Raw genomic sequence first — 19,441 nt, 5'->3', positions numbered from 1 at the left:
ATTACCAAGCTTTGTTTTAAGTGTTTTTGAGCTGGTTCCATTGCGGCTATTGGGGTACTCACAGGCATCAGGAGCATGCTTTTCATAGCCTACATGATTGTCCATTTCTGCCTGAAGCATCTCCTGGATAGCTTCTTTAAAGACCTGTTGCAATAAATCGCTGATGCCACCAGCACTGGATTGTTGCTTTATCTGCTCTTTGAGCAAAAGCTTTAATTGTTCGCTGACTTCCATAACAATAACTGTGTTTTAAAGTTAACCAATATCGTCCGGCAACAGCAGCAGAGGTAATCCTCATCTTCCAACTGCTGTGCCTCCCTATCCCTTTACACAGTTATCTAAACACTACCCTATGAAGTCAAGTAAGTAAAGCGGAACTATAGAATGTGGATTATGTAGATTGTCTCTATAGTTAACAATAAAATGGTCTTAGGTTAAATGGGTATTATTAAACCGGACAATTCGGGAATTAAACTTTTACCTCCTTCTGCTTATTCATAGGTTTGAAATAGTAGACCTTAGATATAAATATTTTATGTAACGTTAACAGTTACAGCATTAAAACAGCATTGCTTAATAGCTATTAGAAAAGCTTAGCCAATTTATTCTTCTTATTTGCGTTATATAAAATTCAAAGTGAGCTTTTGATGTTTTGCACAATCTTATCGATAGTGGCAATTATCATGTTTTTAGCTTCATTTCTTTCGTAACTTTAAAAGAACGAAAAAGGCCATAGTAAAAGCAGGGCATTACATTTCCAGATTGGAATTTTCCCGCTGGCAGGTACAAGGATACCCAAGATCCGGTCCTTTATAAACCACACCAACTAACTGCAGGCATACTCCCTGAAAACGGATCATGTTTTAAGCCAGGCATTTCTACAATTTCGAATTCTTGATATAAAAAGATACGTTATGACATCATCAATTAAATGGATCGCACTAGGTCTTATGTTTGCGGTTATTTCTGTATGGTTATACACGGTCATTGATAGTAACTGGTCACAGGAGAATCACGCCAGCATCTGGTTGACGATTTGCTTTTTCCTTTCTGCCGTTGCTACTATTTTATGCGCCTTCAGTGCCATAGAAAATAATGATGCGCTATCCAGGAAATGAGCAGGCAGGTCATCAGGCAGTTTGCGGGTTGAATTGGTAATCGCAAGTAATGATGAATTGTTTTTTGGCTTTCAATGTAACTGTTAAGCCTCTGTGTAATATATTATTGCCTCTATAAGCCATTTAGTAACCACTTGTTCATAAGTGGTTTTTTAATGCGATGCCAGGTAATTATAATCTTTCAGCAATACTTCGAGGAAATCAAAAGGGGACAGGGGTGTTTCAATTTTCAGATGTGTCCTGATCTTGTTACTGGCCATTTCCGCAAGGTTGTAATCATGCCGTTTTTTGGCTGAATCCAGTATACCCTTCAATGCATTGATATCCCTGTCGCTAAGCTGCATGACCTGGGGGAAGGAGGGTATATAGGTATTTTCAACTTCAAGGAAAACGGTGTCTGAAATAGATCCTTTTTTGGTAACACTGATCACGAGTGTATGGGCCAGCAGGTCGCCCAATCTCTGGCCTTTGGCTGAATTGACCAACACGATATCAATGAACAAAAGCACCATCGGGATACCTATCTTCCAGAGGTAATCAAAATCGCCGGCCTTCGCCGCTACAGGTGCGAACAGCATTACCACGACAACCATGTAATCTGATGTACGTATGAGCCAGCGGATAACATATTGCCCGATGGCAGGTTGTCCTCCGTTTTCATTGACCACCTTCAGGCGCATGATCCTTTTTCCAATGCTCTGACCATTCATGGTGATCTCGCAAACAAGATGGTAAGTAAGGTAGGGCATGATCAATAACATGATCAGCGCCCAAAGCGTATTATCGGAGCCCTTCCCTGCAAACGAAAGCAGGAACCGTGCAGCTACTACCAGGTACATTACCAGCACTATGGAATCAAGCAACCATGCCAGCAGCCGTTTGTAAAAAGGCGCAGCCTCAAACTCAAGGTCAATATTAAAATTGGTTGATACCCGGATGGTTGACATGCGAATCGTTTCTATTATTAAAATTTAAAAGCCAGGACCCAAGGTCTTATTCACTTAGTGGTTAATCCTTGTTAATCCCTCACGTTGAGTGGAAGGCCTTTACCAGAACATACAAATAACATTGCAAGTATATAACCAGTCCCTTTTTCAATTCTCAGGATGCCTGTTATTGTTATCAATTTAAAACTCCGTGAACCTCCGTGTCTTTCTATCCCTGTGGTTTCACTTTTATAAAGTTTAAACTTTCTTTTTCTGAACTAACTATCGTAAAAATAGTATTTTACGACATTAATTTACCCTTTTGCGTGAAGGCCTGTTCATAAAGAAAAATAAAGACCGCTGGGAAAAAGTTCAGCAGGAAGCGGCCCAGGGCGCCGATGAAATGGCCACTGATTTTGTGAAGCTGGTAGATGACCTGGCCTATGCCAAGACTTTTTACCCCACAAGCCGGGTCACCCGCTATATCAATTCCCTGGCTGCCCGCATTTACCTGAAGATCTACCGCAACCGCAGGGAAGAGTCGAACAGGCTGCTGAAATTCTGGAGGTATGATGTTCCACTTACCGTGAAAAAGCACCATACCATCATTCTTATTGCCTTTGTCATTTTTGCGCTTTTCTTTTCTGTGGGCTTTTTTTCCGCCTCACATGAACCTGGTTTTGTCAGGGAGGTCCTGGGTGACAATTATGTGAACATGACAGAGGATAATATTGAAAAAGGCAACCCGTTCGGAGTGTACCAGGATCCCAATTCTTTTATCATGTTCATGCGCATCATGGTGAACAATATCCTTGTTTCCTTCATTTATTTTTTCAGGGGTATTGTGCTGGGTATTCCCAGCCTGGTTTCCCTGGGTAAGGAATCGATCCGCCTGGGGGCGTTTGAGCATATGTTCTATGTGAAGGGCCTGGCAGGTAAGGCTGTTACTACGGTGCTGATACATGGCATGCTGGAACTTACAGCCATAATCATTGCCTGTGCCGCGGGCGTGGTGATGGGCACCAGTTTTTTATTCCCCGGCACCAGGCGCCGCATAGATGCTTTCAGGGAGGGCACGAAGGATGGTATCAAGATGATCATTGGACTGGTGCCTGTGTTTGTAATTGCTGCATTATTCGAAGGCTTTGTTACAAGGTATTATAAAATGCCACTGCCTTTGAACCTGGCGCTCTTGTTTTCTTCCGTGGTCTTTATAATCTGGTATTTTATTATCTACCCTGCACGTTTATCTGCCAGTGCACAAGAACCGAAGGAGGTGCATGCATAAAAGTTTTATTAAAAAATATTATCTCCGGATAGCGGTAGTTTCACTTGCCTGCATGATTCACATGGCTGCGTGGTCACAGGACAGTTCAGGATACCTGGATAGCCTGATCACATCACCAGGCGTTGAGGATACGGTCATAACACAGGTGACCAGTGAAGAAGGAAATACGGAACTGTTTGATACAATAAAAGAACCATTGGTGGTGGTGGTCAGGAAAATCCCTGATACAGTTGTGTCTCAATTAAAGAAGGATGAAAATTACTGGTATGTGAATACGGCACCAGAGCGGGAAAAAATAAGGGCACCAGGTAAAAACACAAAATGGTACCAGCGCGCATGGTTCACCCAATTACTCTGGTTCCTTGTGCTGGGAAGCTTTTTAGCGATCATGATATGGTTCCTGGCATCCAGTAATATATCGCTGTTTCGGAAAAAGAGCGTGGCCATCAAGGATATAGAAGAATTGGATCCCGGTGAAAATATCTTCACGCTTGATTATGGCAAGGAACTGCATAAAGCATTGGCAGCAAATGATTTTCGCCTGGCCATCAGGTTGTGGTATTTGAGTACATTGCGCGACCTGGCAGAAAAGGAATTCATTACCTACAAGACAGGTAAAACAAATAGTGATTATGTGGCCCAGTTATACAACACGCCATTATATAAAAAATTCTCTACCCTTACCAGGGTTTTTGAATATACCTGGTATGGTGAACTGGCTTTAAACCATGAGCGCTATGCTCTTTTGCAAAAAGATTTTGAAAGTTTTAAAGAGCAGCTGGCCCAATGAGAAAGTACACCTTCCATATTATTGCTGGCCTGGTAGCCATTGCATTTCTTCTCATCCTGATCTTTTCAGCCAGGAGTAAGAAAATGGATGAAAGGGTCACTTTAAAACAATCGGATAAGATACCCTATGGTACTGCTGCTGCCAAAGAATTGTTGCCAGCTATTTTCCCCAATGCCTCCATCTATTACAATAAGTTATACCCTGCTTATTGGGATTCTCTTGACATGGAACAGGGGAACCAGGCTGTGATCATGATAGCCGATCAATTCAACGCTGATGAAGATGAGATCAGCAGGCTTATATCCTTTGTGAAAAAAGGTAATTATGTTTTCATAGTAGCCAAGTCATTTTCCTACGAAGCCGTACAGGCTTTTCATATCTCCTATAATGAGAACACAATAGACCAGTTGATGAATCGTGAAAATGACAGTCTTCGTGTGCGTCTGGAAAAGCCCGTATTTGCTTCTGACAGGTTCTACCTCTATCCGGGCAGGAAATATGAGAGCTCAATATATTCGCTGGATACATTGCGATCAAGGGTATTGGGAAGGGGAGAAAATGGAAGACCCAATTTTATTCAAATGCAGTCGGAGAGAGGAAAAATTTTTATTCATGTAGCCCCATTGGCCTTCAGCAATTATTTCCTGCTTCATAAAGATAACATTGGCTATTACCAGTCTGCACTTTCTGTAATTCCATCTTCGGTCAATAAAGTTTTATGGAATGAATATTACCTGGTGAAGCCTAAAGGAACTAAGGATAAAGAACCTAACTGGCTGGGCGTATTGATGAAATATCCTGCCTTTAAATGGGCATTGCTCACGGGGATAGTTACGCTGCTGATCTTTGTGCTGCTAGGCATGCGCCGCATGCAAAGGATGATTCCTGCTTCAGTGAGGCCTCATAATGATTCACTGGATTTTATTAAAACAATGGGGCGCCTTTATTTTGACAAAAGGGACCATAAGAACCTGGCAAAAAAAATGGCCAGCTATTTTCTTGATCATGTTCGTTCTAATTATAAATTATCAACCTATACTTTAGATGAAGAATTTGCCCGGAACCTGCACTATAAAACAGGATACCCCGAGCAGGAAATTGCACAACTGGTGGGATTTATCAATGACCTTGATGGGTTGCCCGCATTATCGGACAGCCAGTTGAGTCATTTTCATAAACAACTGGAATTATTTTATCAAAATACCTGAAATGGAAGAACCGATTTTTGAAATACGCACCGACCTTTCTGAATTGAACGATGCTGTTAACGCTGTGCGACAACAGATCAAAAAGATCATCGTGGGCCAGGATGATATGGTGCGCCTGATCATCACCGCCCTGCTGGCAGATGGCCACGTCCTGATAGAAGGTGTGCCTGGAGTAGCAAAGACATTGACTGCCAAACTGGTGGCCAAATGCCTGGCTGTTCAATTTTCACGTATACAATTCACCCCTGACCTGATGCCTTCTGATGTTTTGGGAACACCTGTATTCAACCCAACCAATGGAACATTTGAATTTAAAAAAGGTCCCTTGTTCAGTAATATCGTCCTGATTGACGAGATCAACCGCGCTCCCGCAAAAACACAGGCAGCCTTGTTTGAAGTGATGGAAGAAAAGCAGATCACGGTTGATGGAAGAACCTATTCCATGGCAGTGCCATTTATGGTGCTGGCTACACAGAATCCCATTGAACAGGAAGGCACATATCGTTTGCCGGAGGCGCAACTTGACCGGTTTTTGTTCAAGGTGTTGGTTCCCTATCCCAGTGAATCAGAGGAAATGGAAATACTCACACAGTTTCACCAGATGGGAAATACCAATGTATTGTCAACGATTGAGCCTGTGTTGAAAGCAGAGCAACTGGTATCGCTACGGAAACAGGTGAAGAATATTGTTATTGAAGAAAAGTTGTTGCAGTTTATTGCCAAACTGGTTCACCAGACCAGGAACCATAAATCCATTTACCTGGGCGGCTCGCCCCGTGCTTCGCTTGCGATTATGAATGCATCAAAGGCCTATGCTGCCATAAACGGGCGTGATTTCGTAACTCCTGAAGATATACTGGAAGTAGTACCTCCTGTGTTGCGTCACCGGATCATTTTGTCCCCTGACAAGGAAATGGAAGGCGTATCGGAAGATGCAGTGATACGCCAGATCATTCAAACCATGGAGATTCCCAGGTAATGCTGCAAAGAATTTTCACCATATGGGATTCGACGTCTTTTTACCTCAGTAAACTGGTGTATTACTGTGGTTTTGGCATTGCTGTTGTTTTTGCTTTAAGTTATTTCGCACCTCCATTCTTCAATATCGCCTTATTGCTATTAATATGCCTTTTGCTAAGCATTGGTATTGACGCCTTCATTCTGTACCGTAAAAAGGAAGGAATGGAGGCCGAACGACTTATAGGAGAACGAATGAGCAATGGGGATGAAAACAAAGTGGTGATCGAATTAAACAACCAGTATGAGTTTAAGGCGCAGTGCCTGCTGATTGATGAATTGCCCTTCCAGTTCCAGGAACGCAAATGGAAAAGAAAGGTGGAAATAGAGCGTGGGACAATAGCTCGTATGGAGTATATTTTGAAACCCAATGAGCGGGGTGAATACCATTTCGGCAATATCAATGTTTACGTGAAAGGGCCACTGCAACTGGTACGCAGGCGTTTTATTTTTCACAATGAAGCAACCGTAAAAGTGTATCCTTCCTACATACAGATGCGCCGTTATGGATTGATGGCTGTGGCACATCACCTACAGCAGACAGGTGTGAAGCGGATGAGGAAGCTGGGACACAGTATGGAGTTTGAGCAGATCAAGGAATATGTGCGAGGGGATGATTACCGTACCATCAACTGGAAGGCTACGGCACGCAAAGGTGACCTCATGGTGAATAATTTCACCGATGAAAGGAGCCAGCAGATCTACTGTATCATCAATAAAGGAAGGGTTATGAAGATGCCCTTTGAGGGCATGACCTTACTGGATTATGCTATTAACGCATCCCTGGTCATTTCCAATGTGGCGTTGCACAAGCAGGACAAGGCAGGGCTGATCACTTTTTCCCAAACGCTGGATGCCTTTCTCCAGGCAGATAAAAAACCTACACAGATCAATCATATTCTTGAAGTTTTGTACAGGCAGGAGACCAATTTCCTGGAGCCGGATTTTGAACAATTGTTTTCCATTGTCCGCAACCGTATCAACCACAGGAGCCTGCTCATTCTCTTCACCAATTTTGAATCTATCGAAAGCCTGCAAAGAGAGCTTCCCTTCTTAAAATTGCTGGCGCATTACCATTTGTTGATGGTGGTATTCTTTGAGAATACTGAACTGAAGGTACTGACTGAGCAAAAGGCTACTACTATCGAAGACATTTACATAAAGACTATTGCTGATAAATACCGTCATGAAAAAAAGCTCATTGCCAAGGAACTGCAAGCTCATGGTATCATTGCCGTATTAAGCACGCCCCAGATGCTCTCTATCAATACTATGAACAAGTATTTAGAGTTGAAGAACCGCCAAAGCATATAGGGTAAATTGCCATAGGCCATTTGTTTATGGTTTATGGTTTTTGTTCCTGGTTCGTTAGGTTGGAGGGAACTGTGAATTGCAGTCATTAATAAGTTGAATGGAAAAACTTGGGTACATGTGAGTATATGATTTTTAGAGAGATCTAATAGTATATTAAAGGTTCCTTTTCTTCAAGGTTGTAGTTAGCACAATGAAAAATAACTTAATTGAGTTTTTACCTGGTTAAGGTTCGGTTATGCTTCTCCCTTCCTTATTAACTTTTCAACCTGTTAACCTGTCAACTCACCCATTTTCCCTATAAATATTTAACCTCTCACCATTTATTCCTTCCCCTCCCTACATTTGCCGGCCATGCAAGCAATTCCAAATGTTTACGAAGAGGGGAGGGTGCTCCTGATCAATAAGCCATTACGTTGGACCTCCTTTGATGCGGTGCGTAAGGTGCGCAACCTGACCCGGACAAAAAAAGTGGGTCATGCAGGTACACTGGATCCCCTGGCCACGGGTTTGCTGATCATCTGTACTGGGAAGTTTACCAAAAAGATCAATGAGTACATGGCGCAGGAAAAGGAATATACCGGTACCATTACACTGGGCGCCACTACACCCACCTATGACCTGGAAAGTGAACCACAGGACTTTAAGCCATTTGATTCAATTACCCATGAACAGATTCATGCTGCCACAGCGGCTTTTACAGGCCTGATCCAACAGGTGCCACCCATTCACTCCGCCATCAAGAAAGAAGGGGTAAGGGTATATGAACTGGCAAGGCAGGGCCTGAATGTAAAACTGGAAGCCCGGCCAGTGACCATTTCGGTTTTTGAGATCACGTCCATAGAAATGCCGGTTGTGCATTTCAGGGTGGTCTGCTCTACTGGTACCTATATCAGGAGCCTGGCCAATGATTTTGGAGCAAGCCTGGGTTGTGGTGGTTATTTGAGCAGTTTATGCAGGACAAGAATTGGAGCCTTTTCATTAAGTGAGGCACTGACCATGGAAGCATTTGAAAAACAAGTAAGGGATCAGAAGGGATAATCAATCCCCAACTGGAACTGCCCGTTCATCAATTGCCAGTTGTAGAACCATTTGTTTTGTTCTGCAGGATTGCTGGCATCAGGAGTTGGGTTCTTCACTTTATAAGCATATTCAAAGCGTAGCTTCAGGAAACCGAAATCTACACGTAATCCGGTTCCGGCACCAATGGCAATATCTTTCCATAGCTTATTCAACCTGAATTCTCCATCGGGAAAATCAGGATTCTTTCTCAGGAACCAAACGTTCCCTATATCAGTGAAAAACGCACCATTTAAAATAACACCGCTGATATTGGCCAGGTAGAACCTGTATTCTGCATTGGCCTCCAATCGCATATCTCCAAAGCGGTCTGGATTGTTGAAACGGGTAAAAGACTTGATAGAAGAACCAGGCCCTAACCTTCTAACGCCCCAGGCCCTCATGCTGTTGGGACCACCTACGAAATATTGCCTGAAAAAGGGGAGGAAGAGATTTAAAGAGTCTAAAGAAGATGTAGGTATTCCATAGCCCAGTCCACCAAATATGCGCCAGGCAAAAGCTGACCTTCTAATTCGATGCGTTTGCCTGAATTCTGCATCAAGTTTTACAAAACGGTATAAGTTAGTATCTAAAAATTTGGAGGGTATGAGGCTGGCTGCAAAGCCGGAGATCTCTCCACCAATTGTCAGCAGGTTGGTGACATTCTTGCTTCCACCCGCCCTGTTATAATTGGCCAGTGTGGAAAGCACCAATCCTTTGTTGAAAATATACCGGTACGATTTATTAGAGTCTATCAATTGTAACAGGCCGGACTGCCTGTTAAGGAAATAGTATTCAATATTGGGGAATCGGATCCCAAGTAATTTATTTTCCCAGGTCTTCTCATAACCCCAGGAGGTATTGATTGATTGAACTGTATAGTATTTAAATCGGTCAGTGTAAGAAAGGTTGATTCCAAGGATAGTTCTTACATTTTCATTGCTTCCTTTGAAAAGCGGGATCTCATGAGGTACTTTTCGTGGGAACTGGATCGTATTGCTTAAGGAATATTGTTGCGTTTGAATGGTCGTTTCATTGTTGCCTGACTTGGCATTTAATTCTATTCCATAACGCAAATTCGTTACCGCCAGGTTGGCCGCACGGGCGAAATTCCTGTTTTGCAGGCCCAGGTTGATACCCAGTCCTAACAAATTACCTGGCACAGGGAAAGTGGTCAGGTTGCGGCTACCTTCAAGGTTGGCGCTGAACTGGTATTTGCGTGCTGGTGTCAGCTTAATATCAAAGTCCACCGTATCCTGCCCGATGCGGGGATAGGGAGAAATAGTTACCAGTCTCCATGCCGTGAGGGCGTTGAATTTATTCTGCGTTTTAAGATAATTACTTTGTTTATACAATTCTCCATGCCGCAGGTAGATATAGTCTATTAGCTTCCGGTTTTTAAACAATGCGGGGTAGGAAACAAATTGATATTTTCCAATGTTTTCAATGGTGGGATAATAAAGGGCGGTATCTGCACTAAGATCAGGGAACACCCTGACGTTACCAATGAAATAACGGATAAAGCGGGCGGAATCAGGGCTGGTTCTTAAACGGAATTCCACATCGGCAGTGGGGTTAAGGCGGCGTTGCCTCAGTTTCTCCAGTTGTTGCGCCTGTTCTATCGGGTCTAGTGTGGGGCGAATCAATGCAAGTCCAACCGTATCCCAGAGTACCAGCATTTCATCACTGGTATAGCGCAAAAAACCATTGTCCCGGTAAATATCAGAAAGCCGGTTGATCTCCTGCGACAATACGGGCGTGGAAAAAGGATCACCTTTTTTAATAAATGTCTGCTTCAAGGACTCATCGGTTAGTTTTTGAAGCGTATCCCTGGCAGGGCTATGGATAATGCTTTGGTCTGAAGTATCAATGAGCAGGTTATAGGAAATGGAATCAAGCTTAAATAATTTGGCAGACACGACATTGAAATTGACCGTGGTGCGGTACTGGTTACCAATAGTATCAATTTGTGTATGGTAATTGATCGAATCCCTGTAATAACCAAGGGAGTTCAGAAAGCCCTTCATAAATACCAAAGACTTCATGGCATTACTGCTGTCGTAAATTGGTGGGTTTTTTAAAACCTGCGCTACCAGGAACTTTTTTACCCAACGCACACGCATGCTGTCATGTAATTGCTGTCCAAGACCTTCAGTCAATACTTTTTTTTCGGTGATGCTGAAGTTATCTTGCAGATTAATATTGGTCTTGTACACAAAAGGAGTATTGACAGGATAATCCTTGATAGTGCATGAAAAGAAAAAAACAGGTAATGCGGCTGCCAGGAAAAGGTAATATCGTATGAAAGGTTTTGCCGCGGAAACAAACATAAAGTAAAGCCAGTCTAATGCTTAGTAAAAAAGAAATCAAAGATATTCAAAGTTTGGGCCTAAAAAAACACAGGGAGGAAACCGGCCTGTTTATAGCAGAAGGTCCAAAACTGGTGATGGAGCTGGCCCAGGCACTACCGGTTGAACTGCAAATGATCTATGGTGTGAAAGAATGGACTGACGAATCAGGTCATTTATTCGATAAGCACAAACTTACGGAGATATCTGAAGTGGAATTGGAAAGAATGTCGCACCTGCAGACTGCACACAGGGTATTGGCCATATTCAGGCAGCTGCCAGTCAAGGAACCATTAGCAAAAGGGTTCACGCTGTACCTTGACACGATACAGGATCCGGGGAATTTTGGCACTATCATCCGGATAGCAGATTGGTTTGGAATCAGGGATGTGGTATGCAGTGCCGGTTGTGCAGATCTGTATAATCCAAAAGTGGTTCAATCTACCATGGCCAGCATTGCCCGGGTGAATGTCTATTATGATGAAGAAGGAGCGTGGATGGACAGACATTCAGGTATTCCTCTATTTGCCGCTGCGTTGGAGGGCAGATCGGTTTATAATTGCAAAAATGTATCGAAGGGAATATTATTGATAGGTAATGAATCAAAGGGTATCCGTAAGGAATGGCTATCAAAGGCTACTGAAAAAATTACCATACCCAGGATAGGAGCAGCAGAATCATTGAATGCTGCAGTAGCTACCGGGATCATTTTATCGCATATGATAAAGAACTAGAGAACTAAGATTTTTATGATTGAGGAGGAAGGGAATATCGAAAAGATGAACAAGGAATATCGAATGAAGAAGTGACTTAGATCGGAGACGCATTTAGAATACAGTCATACCATATGACCAGGAGAAAAATGCTCAATAAACAATTTTCAATATTCAATTTTCAAAGAAAAGAGAACTAAGATTTTAAGATTGATAAGGATTATTACGGAGAAGAAAGGCCACAAAGCGCAAAGGCCGTAAGGAGCACTAAGAGAAAGAGAATGTCGAACAATAGAACCAGGAATTTCGAAGGCTTCGGTTGTAGAGGTATTAATTTGATGCAATTTTTCTTTAGGATGAAGGAAAAAAATTGCTCAACAATCAATGTTCAATTTTCAAGTGAAGGAAAAGAGAACTAAAGTTCGTAAACTTTCTCTATTAATGCCCAATGTGAGTAAGAAGTGCTCTAATCCTCCTCATTAATCCATATAAATCCTTAAAATCTTAGTTCTCTAATTAAACCTTATAGCCTTGATCGGTTGTACGCTTCTTACAATGAAAGAAGGAATGAACAATACCATCATGGAGACAAAAAGAGTACCTGCACCTACAGCAACTACTTGCCACCATATGATCTTTACTGATGCTCGGTCCATATAATAGGCGTCTTCAGGAAGTCGGACAAAGCCTGTAGATTGTTGTAGCCAAAGCAGGGTTAATGCCAGCAAGGTGCCTCCAATGATGCCCATAAGGGTTATGATCACTGAATGATGGAGGAATATTTTTTGCACCATCCAGTTGGTAGCGCCCAGGGATTTTAATATGCCTATCATACGCAGCCGCTCCAGCACCAATATGATCAGGCAGGTGATCAGGTTGATTACTGCAATGACGATCATGATGGAAATGAGAACCGTACTGTTTGTATTGATTACCTGAAGCCAGTCGAATATATTAGGATAGATCTCCTTTACTGTTTTTGTTTCCCAGGTTTGAGGGATCTCATCGTTGTTATATATGGCATTACTCACCTGGTCCATCTGCCTGTAATCTTTCAAAAAGATCTCATAACCGCCTATCTGGTCGTCCGTCCATCCATTTAACCTGCGAATGAGTTTTATATCACCAATAGCAAATGTTTTATCATACTCTTCAATACTCGTTTTATAAATACCCACAATGGTCAGTTTATCAGGGCGCAAACTTCCATCAGGCCTGACAAAATAAATGAGTATGCGGTCATTCAGTTTCAGGTGCAATTGGCTGGCCGTGAAAGTTGAAACGACGATCTCCCTGGAATAGGTGCTGTCATTGAACTGTACCCAGCGGCCCTGTTTTAAAAATGATGCCAGGTGCTGGAAATTATACGTTGAATCCAGCCCTTTCAGCAGCACACCTTCCATTTCTGCATCTGTTTTTAAAATAGCATACTTTGTTGCAAACGGATGTACCGACTGCACATGGGGCATGGTCTTTACAATACGCAGCAGGCTATCATTGGCTTCAATGGGTTCTTCTTCTGCTATGCTTGCCTTCATGGGCTGACGATATCCAATGCGAACATGTCCCCAAAAACTGAATACTTTTTGACTGACGGTATCCTGGAATCCATTAACAAAAGAGAGGGTTACGATCATTACCGCCACACTTATCACCGTTGCAGCTACAGAAAGCCTTATAATGAACCGGGAAAAGGATTTTTGCTGGTTAAAGGCTATGCGTTGGGCAATAAAGGAAGATACGTTCACAATGAAAAGTTATTAAAGAAAAGAGTTTGAGGCAGCTTTAATGACAAAGCATCCTTTCAGATGGCTTTATCGTCTTTATGCCTGTTGGCAGTTTCTATTTGAATAAATAGTCGTCACCCTGTTTTTCCGGGCCAAAAATAGAGCCTCGTTTTTGAAAAAGCTTATTTTTAAAATTAATGAAAAGAAGATCATTGTTGCTATTGCTGGTTTTTATCATTTCCGCCCGGTGCTCTATGGCGCAGGGAGGTAATGATTATGCATCACCGATAAGATCCGCCAAATTATACCGCCTTGGCGACCAGACATCTTTTCCTGTGATCGATATCAATGGCAATGATGCATTGCAACTGGTGTTTGATGACCTGGACAACCGGGTGAAAAATTATTACTACACTTTTCAATTGTGCAATGCTGACTGGTCTCCAAGCATATTACACCCTTTTGAATACATCAAGGGTTTCCAGAATGTGCGGATCACCACTTACCGCAATTCTTCGATAGCCATGACAAGGTATATTAACTACCAGGCACAGGTACCCGACAAAAATTGTTATCCATCAAAGGCGGGGAATTATTTATTGAAAGTGTTTCTGGATAGTGATACCTCCAAACTTGCTTTTACGAAAAGATTTGTGGTGGTGAACAACCAGGCCACTGTGGCCGCCCAGGTGCAGCAGCCCTATAATGCGCAATATTTTAAAAGCTTCCAGAAACTTTCAATAGCAGTAAAAACAGACCCCCGCATCCAGTTATTTAGCCCTTCTGATCTGAAGGTGGTGGTGCTTCAGAATAATAACTGGAAGACATCCATCTATATGGACCGGCCAACTATTACCAGGGGCAATTACTATGAATACAGTGATGAAAGTATTACCGCCATGCCATCATCCAGGGAGTTCCGCTGGCTGGATCTCAGGAGCCTTCGCTTGTTGAGTGACAGGGTGCAGCGCATGGACGTGATCAATGACTCTTCACACATCTATGTAAAACCAGATCCATCCCGCACAGGAATGCCCTATATATATTACAGGGACCTGAATGGCAGTTACACCATTGAAACAATGGAAAGCATCAATCCATTCTGGCAGGGAGATTATGCCTTTGTTCATTTTAGTTATTTCCCTCCGGCCAACAGGCCCTATGAAGGCAGGGATGTGTACCTGTTTGGTGAATTGACCAATTATGGTGCTGATGCTTCGGCAAAAATGGATTACAACAAGGATAAGGGAGCTTATGAAAGGACATTATTCCTGAAGCAGGGATATTATAATTATGCTTATATGACCAAACCTTTTAATGGCCAGGGCTATCCCGATTTCAGCCAGACAGAGGGCGATTACTGGGGCACTGAAAATGCCTATACCGTATTGGTCTATTACCGTCCTTTTGGTGCCAGGGCCGATGAACTGATAGGATATACTACGCTCAATTCAACTTTCCAGAGACAGGGGTTTTAGAGATGTAATATGTAAGATGTAATATTTAATTTTTATGATGCCTCCTGTAGACAGGTAATGATTTTAGCTGGTGTTTGGATTGAGAAAATCCGGCAGCCGGTTAAAAAAATCATTAAATAATAATGCTGGCATCTTAAATCATTTATATTTGCAGCGGCAGGTCTTATACGGCCAGCTCCTGCTGAACTCCCCCAGGACCGGAAGGTAGCAAGGGTAGGCGGTTGTAGCGGTGCGATGTAAGTAGCCTGCCATTTTTTTATTTAATATTGAATATTTAAGATTTAATATTTCGGCCAGTCTTTTCTTCTATCACCCTTCTTTCTTCACTGGCATTTTCTGATTATCATTAATTGTTCCAATAGAGCTAATATTTGATATTTTTGATCTCTTTCAAATTATTAATATGACCTCGCAGGAACTGCAAACCCGGTTGAAAACCTTCGCTTATCAGATGGTTCCCTTATGTGCACTATTTCCAAATAATAAAGTTTCAAGGATAATAGAAGACCAATTATTAAGATCGGCTTTTTCAGCTGCAGCCAATTACAGGGCAGCATGCAAGGCGCAGTCAGCGAAAGCTTTTAAATCAAAACTTAGTATTGCCTTTGAAGAAATAGATGAAGCGCTGTTTTGGCTGGAGGCGATTAATGATTTACAATTAATACCGCAAGAAAAAATAGCTTTGCTGGTAAAGGAAGCGGATGAATTGACCAGGATTCTTGCGGCAACCCGTATAAAACTGGAAAATAAAAAACGCACTCCTAATACCTGAGCTCTCAAATATTAAATATTACATCTTAAATATTAAATAAGCTATGAAGTTTTTCATTGATACAGCCAACCTCAACCAGATAAAGGAAGCAAACGAATTGGGAATTTTAGATGGGGTTACTACCAACCCTTCTCTGATGGCGAAGGAAGGCATCAGGGGCCAGGAAGCTATTAACCAGCACTACAAGACCATTTGCGAAATGGTGGATGGTGATATAAGTGCAGAAGTGATCGCCACTGATTTTAATGGCATCGTGGAAGAAGGCAAGAAACTGGCAGCTATTCACCCGAATATCGTGGTTAAAGTGCCTATGATCAAAGAGGGTGTTAAGGCTATTAAATGGTTTTCCGATAATGGTATACGCACCAACTGCACCCTGATATTTTCTGCTGGCCAGGCCATCCTTGCGGCTAAGGCGGGAGCTGCATACGTGTCGCCATTCATTGGCCGCATAGATGACAGTGGCTGGGATGGGATGATCCTCATTGAACAGATCGCTAATATTTTTGCAATCCAGGGATATAAAACAGAGATTCTCGCTGCTTCTATCAGGAGCTCCAACCATATTGTAAAAGCCGCTGAATTAGGTGCAGATGTGATTACATCACCACTGGAATCTATCCTGGGCTTGTTAAAACATCCATTGACCGATATTGGACTGGCTAAGTTTTTAGAAGATGCTAAGAAAATGTAAGTAGAGACGGAATTATTTTCCTTTCCTTTTTTGCTGCATTTCTTCAAGTATCTCATCTTTTGATTTCAGGGGCTCATTGAAGCCCCTTTTTCTTATATAGATGGTTGTTTGCCTGCAAACCTTAGGATCGTGTCTTAATATAGCTTTTATAGTTACGGTTTCTGCCTTATAGCTGCTATCAATAAACAGGTCATTGCCTTTAAAGAAGCCTGTATTGCTTTCCAGCCTAACCTGTGTCGAATCGAGTGGCATCCAGGTACCATCAGACATTTTTCCGTCTATATTGATATAGTTATAAAAACCTTTTTTCAGGCTGTCGGTATATAGGTTAAAATAAATGCTATCTACTTTTTGGGCATGGGAAGTAGCGTAGATAGTAAGGGAAAATATGATCAAAAATGTGCTTCTCATGCTTAAGGGATAAAGTAACAAAGTTCCATCAATAGACGCAAGGATCACAATAAGGGTTGGTGTCTTAACAGAAATTAAGGTCAATATGGTCTTAATACTTCGTTAAGGCGACATATTGAAATAACCTTCCTGGGCCCCCTCTCAAGTCATTTAAGCATTTTTAACATAAGGTTTCCCCGAATCTTTTTTTGCCCTGTAATAAATGCGACTTATTTTTGCGCCTCAGTGAAAAAAATATTTGTACATATCCATCATCATATTCTTGCCCTGGGGTGAGCCGTTGATGTATTGTACTACAAATAACTAAGGCTTACCGTGAGGTGAGCCTTTTTGTTTTAAAGCTTAGGAGAAGAAGGTACTACCAGTTCTCCGTAAAAATTGAAAGATGGTTTTAAAAATTGCAATTCAAAAATCAGGTCGTTTACACGACGATAGTATCCAGTTATTAAAAGATTGTGGTATAGCCGTAAAGAATGGTCACAACCAGTTGAAAACGGTTGCAGATAATTTTCCGCTGGAAGCTTATTTCTTACGGGACGATGATATACCTCAGTATGTAGAAGATAATGTAGCCCACATTGGAATTGTAGGAGAGAATGTGCTTTTTGAAAAAAACAAATCGGTAGATGTGGTAGAGCAACTTGGATTTGGGAAATGCAGGTTATCTATTGCCGTTCAAAAAAATGAGCAGTATGCCGATGCCTCATACCTGCAGGGAAAGAAAATTGCCACCAGTTATCCTGAGTTGACAAGGCAGTTTCTGAATGTCAATAATATACAGGCGGAGATACATGAGATCAGTGGTTCTGTTGAACTGGCCCCAAGTATAGGCCTGGCTGATGCAGTTTGCGACCTGGTGAGCAGCGGATCTACTTTATTCATGAATGGATTGAAAGAAGTTCAGACCATACTGAAAAGCCAGGCAGTGTTGGTAAGGTCAAAAGAACTGGGAAGTGGCCAACAGGCTTTGCTTGACCAGCTATTGTTTCGCATAAGAGCTGTAAAGAAAGCCAAGAACAATAAATATGTTTTGCTGAATGCACCTAATGATTCCCTGGAAAAGATCATTTCATTGCTGCCTGGAATGAAAAGTCCAACTGTACTGCCATTGGCGGAGAGTGGCTGGAGTTCCGTTCACAGTGTATTGAATGAAGATGAATTCTGGGAGAAGATAGAAGCTTTGAAAAATGCAGGAGCCCAGGGGATCCTGGTTGTACCCATTGAAAAAATGATCGTATAAATAAGAAACTATGCAGGTAATCAATAATCCCTTAAAAAGCAATTGGAAACAGGTGCTTGAACGGCCTTATGTTGATAATACAATCGTATTGAATACTGTGCGGGAAATTCTGAATAGTGTACAAAAGGGTGGAGATAAAACGCTTAAAGAGCTGGCCGAAAAATTTGAAGGTGCTGTTCTCTCCAGCCTGTCAGTGAATGAAGATGAATTGGCAGATGCTGAAAAGATGATCACTACTGAACTAAAATTGGCCATTCAGCAGGCAAGGGAAAACATTAGCAGGTTTCATCAGTCGCAGGTGAAAGAGGAAGGCAGGATCGAGACCATGCTCGGGGTGGAATGCTGGAGGAAGTCGGTAGGCATTGAAAAGGTTGGGTTATATATTCCAGGGGGAACTGCGCCTTTGTTTTCTACTGTTCTGATGTTGGCCATACCAGCCATAATTGCAGGCTGTAAAGAGATCATTCTATGTACACCTGGTAATCAGAAGGGAGAAGTCCACCCCGCCATTTTATATACCGCAAAACTGGTTGGCATAAAAAAGATATTCAAGGTTGGGGGCGCACAGGCAATAGCAGCTATGGCCTATGGAACGGAGAGTATTCCTGCGGTGTATAAAATTTTCGGCCCGGGTAATCAATATGTGACAACTGCCAAACAACTGGTACAAATGCAGGGCATTGCCATTGATATGCCTGCAGGTCCCAGTGAGGTTTGCGTTTGGGCGGATGAAACTGCAAATGCTTCCTTTGTTGCAGCTGACCTTTTATCGCAGGCAGAGCATGGGCCCGATAGCCAGGTGCTGCTGGTAAGCACTGAGGCATCTGTTGTTGAAAAGGTAATAGAAGAAGTAAACAGGCAGGTGAAGTTGTTGCCACGCAAGGACACAGCATTAAAAGCACTGGAAAACAGTAAAGCAGTCATAGTAGAAAGTATTGATACTGCAATTGAAATGATCAACAGCTATGCCCCCGAGCATTTAATCCTGAGTTGCAATAACGCTGATCAGGTAGCAGAAAAGGTCACTAATGCCGGGTCTGTGTTCATAGGTCATTACTCACCTGAAAGTGTGGGTGATTATGCCAGCGGTACCAATCATACCCTGCCTACCAATGGCTTTGCCAGGGCGTATAGTGGAGTCAGTGTTGACAGTTTTGTGAAAAAGATCAGTTTCCAGAAATTAACCAGGGAAGGTCTGGAAACTATTTCAAAGACCGTGGTGCAAATGGCTGAAGCAGAAGGATTGGAAGCGCATGCACAGGCAGTTCGGGTAAGAATGCAACAGAATTAAATGGTAAGAAGCTGCAGCAATCAATATATGACCAATATTAAAGCCCAATA

Annotated in this window: 18 protein-coding genes and 1 other RNA gene; 14 read left to right on the top strand and 5 right to left on the bottom strand. The window is 42.3% G+C overall.

The genetic code is table 11. From position 1 onward, the window contains the following. Window positions 1-234: transposase (locus BP74_RS01895; RefSeq protein WP_496370492.1), on the bottom strand; the 234-nt coding region annotated here is incomplete at its 3' end. Between the two features lie 680 nt (window positions 235-914). On the opposite strand from BP74_RS01895, the gene BP74_RS01890 reads away from it, so the two are divergent. Beyond that, window positions 915-1,118: a hypothetical protein gene (locus tag BP74_RS01890; protein ID WP_496370490.1), complete on the top strand. Its 204-nt coding sequence runs from the start codon at window positions 915-917 to the stop codon at window positions 1,116-1,118. 152 nt (window positions 1,119-1,270) lie between these two features. Here the strand turns inward: BP74_RS01890 and BP74_RS01885 are convergent, their stop codons facing one another. Further along, window positions 1,271-2,065: an RDD family protein gene (locus BP74_RS01885; protein ID WP_496370488.1), complete on the bottom strand. Its 795-nt coding sequence runs from the start codon at window positions 2,063-2,065 to the stop codon at window positions 1,271-1,273. 301 nt (window positions 2,066-2,366) lie between these two features. Between BP74_RS01885 and BP74_RS01880 the strand changes: the two genes are divergently transcribed. From BP74_RS01880 to truB, 6 genes are all read left to right on the top strand, one after another. Further along, window positions 2,367-3,332 carry a stage II sporulation protein M gene (locus tag BP74_RS01880; RefSeq protein WP_496370486.1) on the top strand — a complete coding sequence of 322 codons (966 nt, stop codon included), beginning with the start codon at window positions 2,367-2,369 and terminating at the stop codon, window positions 3,330-3,332. Beyond that, window positions 3,325-4,122, top strand: a complete 798-nt coding sequence (locus BP74_RS01875) for a DUF4129 domain-containing protein (protein ID WP_496370484.1) — start codon at window positions 3,325-3,327, stop codon at window positions 4,120-4,122. The genes BP74_RS01880 and BP74_RS01875 overlap by 8 nt, the downstream gene beginning before the upstream one ends. Next, window positions 4,119-5,330: a DUF4350 domain-containing protein gene (locus tag BP74_RS01870; RefSeq protein WP_496370482.1), complete on the top strand. Its 1,212-nt coding sequence runs from the start codon at window positions 4,119-4,121 to the stop codon at window positions 5,328-5,330. Before BP74_RS01875 ends, BP74_RS01870 begins: the two co-directional genes overlap by 4 nt. Before the next feature lies 1 nt (window position 5,331). Next, a complete protein-coding gene (locus BP74_RS01865) occupies window positions 5,332-6,309 on the top strand; it encodes an AAA family ATPase (RefSeq protein ID WP_496370480.1) in 978 nt (325 codons plus the stop codon). After that, window positions 6,309-7,661 (top strand): DUF58 domain-containing protein, encoded by a 1,353-nt coding sequence (locus tag BP74_RS01860; RefSeq protein ID WP_496370478.1) that lies wholly within the window; start codon window positions 6,309-6,311, stop codon window positions 7,659-7,661. The genes BP74_RS01865 and BP74_RS01860 overlap by 1 nt, the downstream gene beginning before the upstream one ends. Before the next feature lie 351 nt (window positions 7,662-8,012). Continuing rightward, window positions 8,013-8,699: a tRNA pseudouridine(55) synthase TruB gene (truB, locus tag BP74_RS01855; RefSeq protein WP_496370476.1), complete on the top strand. Its 687-nt coding sequence runs from the start codon at window positions 8,013-8,015 to the stop codon at window positions 8,697-8,699. Here truB and BP74_RS01850 read toward each other — a convergent pair. Beyond that, the gene (locus BP74_RS01850) at window positions 8,687-11,047 is read right to left on the bottom strand and encodes a BamA/TamA family outer membrane protein (RefSeq protein WP_496370474.1); all 2,361 of its coding nucleotides are present in this window, start codon (window positions 11,045-11,047) and stop codon (window positions 8,687-8,689) included. The genes truB and BP74_RS01850 overlap by 13 nt on opposite strands. A gap of 17 nt (window positions 11,048-11,064) precedes the next feature. Here BP74_RS01850 and BP74_RS01845 point away from each other — a divergent pair, with 17 nt between their 5' ends. Next, complete coding sequence (locus tag BP74_RS01845; RefSeq protein WP_496370472.1) at window positions 11,065-11,799, top strand: TrmH family RNA methyltransferase; 735 nt, start codon at window positions 11,065-11,067, stop codon at window positions 11,797-11,799. 491 nt (window positions 11,800-12,290) lie between these two features. Here the strand turns inward: BP74_RS01845 and BP74_RS01840 are convergent, their stop codons facing one another. Further along, window positions 12,291-13,526: an ABC transporter permease gene (locus BP74_RS01840; RefSeq protein WP_496370470.1), complete on the bottom strand. Its 1,236-nt coding sequence runs from the start codon at window positions 13,524-13,526 to the stop codon at window positions 12,291-12,293. Between the two features lie 176 nt (window positions 13,527-13,702). Between BP74_RS01840 and BP74_RS01835 the strand changes: the two genes are divergently transcribed. The 4 genes from BP74_RS01835 (at window position 13,703) to fsa (ending at window position 16,449) form a co-directional block, all read left to right on the top strand. Beyond that, window positions 13,703-14,983, top strand: coding sequence for a type IX secretion system plug protein (locus tag BP74_RS01835; protein WP_496370468.1), 1,281 nt, complete (start codon window positions 13,703-13,705; stop codon window positions 14,981-14,983). A 154-nt stretch (window positions 14,984-15,137) separates the two neighbouring features. Further along, window positions 15,138-15,237: signal recognition particle sRNA small type (gene ffs, locus BP74_RS01830), an RNA gene on the top strand. A gap of 149 nt (window positions 15,238-15,386) precedes the next feature. Further along, window positions 15,387-15,755 carry a four helix bundle protein gene (locus tag BP74_RS01825; RefSeq protein WP_496370466.1) on the top strand — a complete coding sequence of 123 codons (369 nt, stop codon included), beginning with the start codon at window positions 15,387-15,389 and terminating at the stop codon, window positions 15,753-15,755. 43 nt (window positions 15,756-15,798) lie between these two features. Continuing rightward, entirely contained in the window at window positions 15,799-16,449 is a 651-nt protein-coding gene (fsa, locus tag BP74_RS01820) for a fructose-6-phosphate aldolase (protein ID WP_496370464.1), read from the top strand. Window positions 16,450-16,461: 12 nt separating this feature from the next. Here fsa and BP74_RS01815 read toward each other — a convergent pair whose 3' ends face one another. Beyond that, window positions 16,462-16,860, bottom strand: a complete 399-nt coding sequence (locus tag BP74_RS01815; protein WP_496370462.1) for a hypothetical protein — start codon at window positions 16,858-16,860, stop codon at window positions 16,462-16,464. A 385-nt stretch (window positions 16,861-17,245) separates the two neighbouring features. Between BP74_RS01815 and hisG the strand changes: the two genes are divergently transcribed. Both hisG and hisD read left to right on the top strand, forming a co-directional pair. Continuing rightward, window positions 17,246-18,100 carry an ATP phosphoribosyltransferase gene (gene hisG, locus BP74_RS01810; protein ID WP_496370460.1) on the top strand — a complete coding sequence of 285 codons (855 nt, stop codon included), beginning with the start codon at window positions 17,246-17,248 and terminating at the stop codon, window positions 18,098-18,100. 10 nt (window positions 18,101-18,110) lie between these two features. Then, window positions 18,111-19,391 carry a histidinol dehydrogenase gene (gene hisD / locus BP74_RS01805; RefSeq protein ID WP_496370458.1) on the top strand — a complete coding sequence of 427 codons (1,281 nt, stop codon included), beginning with the start codon at window positions 18,111-18,113 and terminating at the stop codon, window positions 19,389-19,391. Window positions 19,392-19,441: the final 50 nt, after the last annotated feature.

It is taken from the genome of Flavisolibacter ginsengiterrae DSM 18136 (assembly GCF_059568575.1).
Note: the sequence above shows the minus strand (reverse complement) of the source record. Positions and strands in the feature narration are given on the sequence as shown.

What these genes read in the sequence shown, in the direction of transcription:
- BP74_RS01850 (WP_496370474.1), bottom strand. Translation starts at nt 11,047, where the DNA reads ATGTTTGTTTCCGCGGCAAAACCTTTCATACGATATTACCTTTTCCTG.
- BP74_RS01860 (WP_496370478.1), top strand. Translation starts at nt 6,309, where the DNA reads ATGCTGCAAAGAATTTTCACCATATGGGATTCGACGTCTTTTTACCTC.
- BP74_RS01865 (WP_496370480.1), top strand. Translation starts at nt 5,332, where the DNA reads ATGGAAGAACCGATTTTTGAAATACGCACCGACCTTTCTGAATTGAAC.
- hisD (WP_496370458.1), top strand. Translation starts at nt 18,111, where the DNA reads ATGCAGGTAATCAATAATCCCTTAAAAAGCAATTGGAAACAGGTGCTT.
- BP74_RS01885 (WP_496370488.1), bottom strand. Translation starts at nt 2,065, where the DNA reads ATGTCAACCATCCGGGTATCAACCAATTTTAATATTGACCTTGAGTTT.
- BP74_RS01890 (WP_496370490.1), top strand. Translation starts at nt 915, where the DNA reads ATGACATCATCAATTAAATGGATCGCACTAGGTCTTATGTTTGCGGTT.
- BP74_RS01835 (WP_496370468.1), top strand. Translation starts at nt 13,703, where the DNA reads ATGAAAAGAAGATCATTGTTGCTATTGCTGGTTTTTATCATTTCCGCC.
- BP74_RS01815 (WP_496370462.1), bottom strand. Translation starts at nt 16,860, where the DNA reads ATGAGAAGCACATTTTTGATCATATTTTCCCTTACTATCTACGCTACT.
- BP74_RS01875 (WP_496370484.1), top strand. Translation starts at nt 3,325, where the DNA reads ATGCATAAAAGTTTTATTAAAAAATATTATCTCCGGATAGCGGTAGTT.
- BP74_RS01825 (WP_496370466.1), top strand. Translation starts at nt 15,387, where the DNA reads ATGACCTCGCAGGAACTGCAAACCCGGTTGAAAACCTTCGCTTATCAG.
- BP74_RS01845 (WP_496370472.1), top strand. Translation starts at nt 11,065, where the DNA reads ATGCTTAGTAAAAAAGAAATCAAAGATATTCAAAGTTTGGGCCTAAAA.
- BP74_RS01870 (WP_496370482.1), top strand. Translation starts at nt 4,119, where the DNA reads ATGAGAAAGTACACCTTCCATATTATTGCTGGCCTGGTAGCCATTGCA.
- hisG (WP_496370460.1), top strand. Translation starts at nt 17,246, where the DNA reads ATGGTTTTAAAAATTGCAATTCAAAAATCAGGTCGTTTACACGACGAT.
- truB (WP_496370476.1), top strand. Translation starts at nt 8,013, where the DNA reads ATGCAAGCAATTCCAAATGTTTACGAAGAGGGGAGGGTGCTCCTGATC.
- fsa (WP_496370464.1), top strand. Translation starts at nt 15,799, where the DNA reads ATGAAGTTTTTCATTGATACAGCCAACCTCAACCAGATAAAGGAAGCA.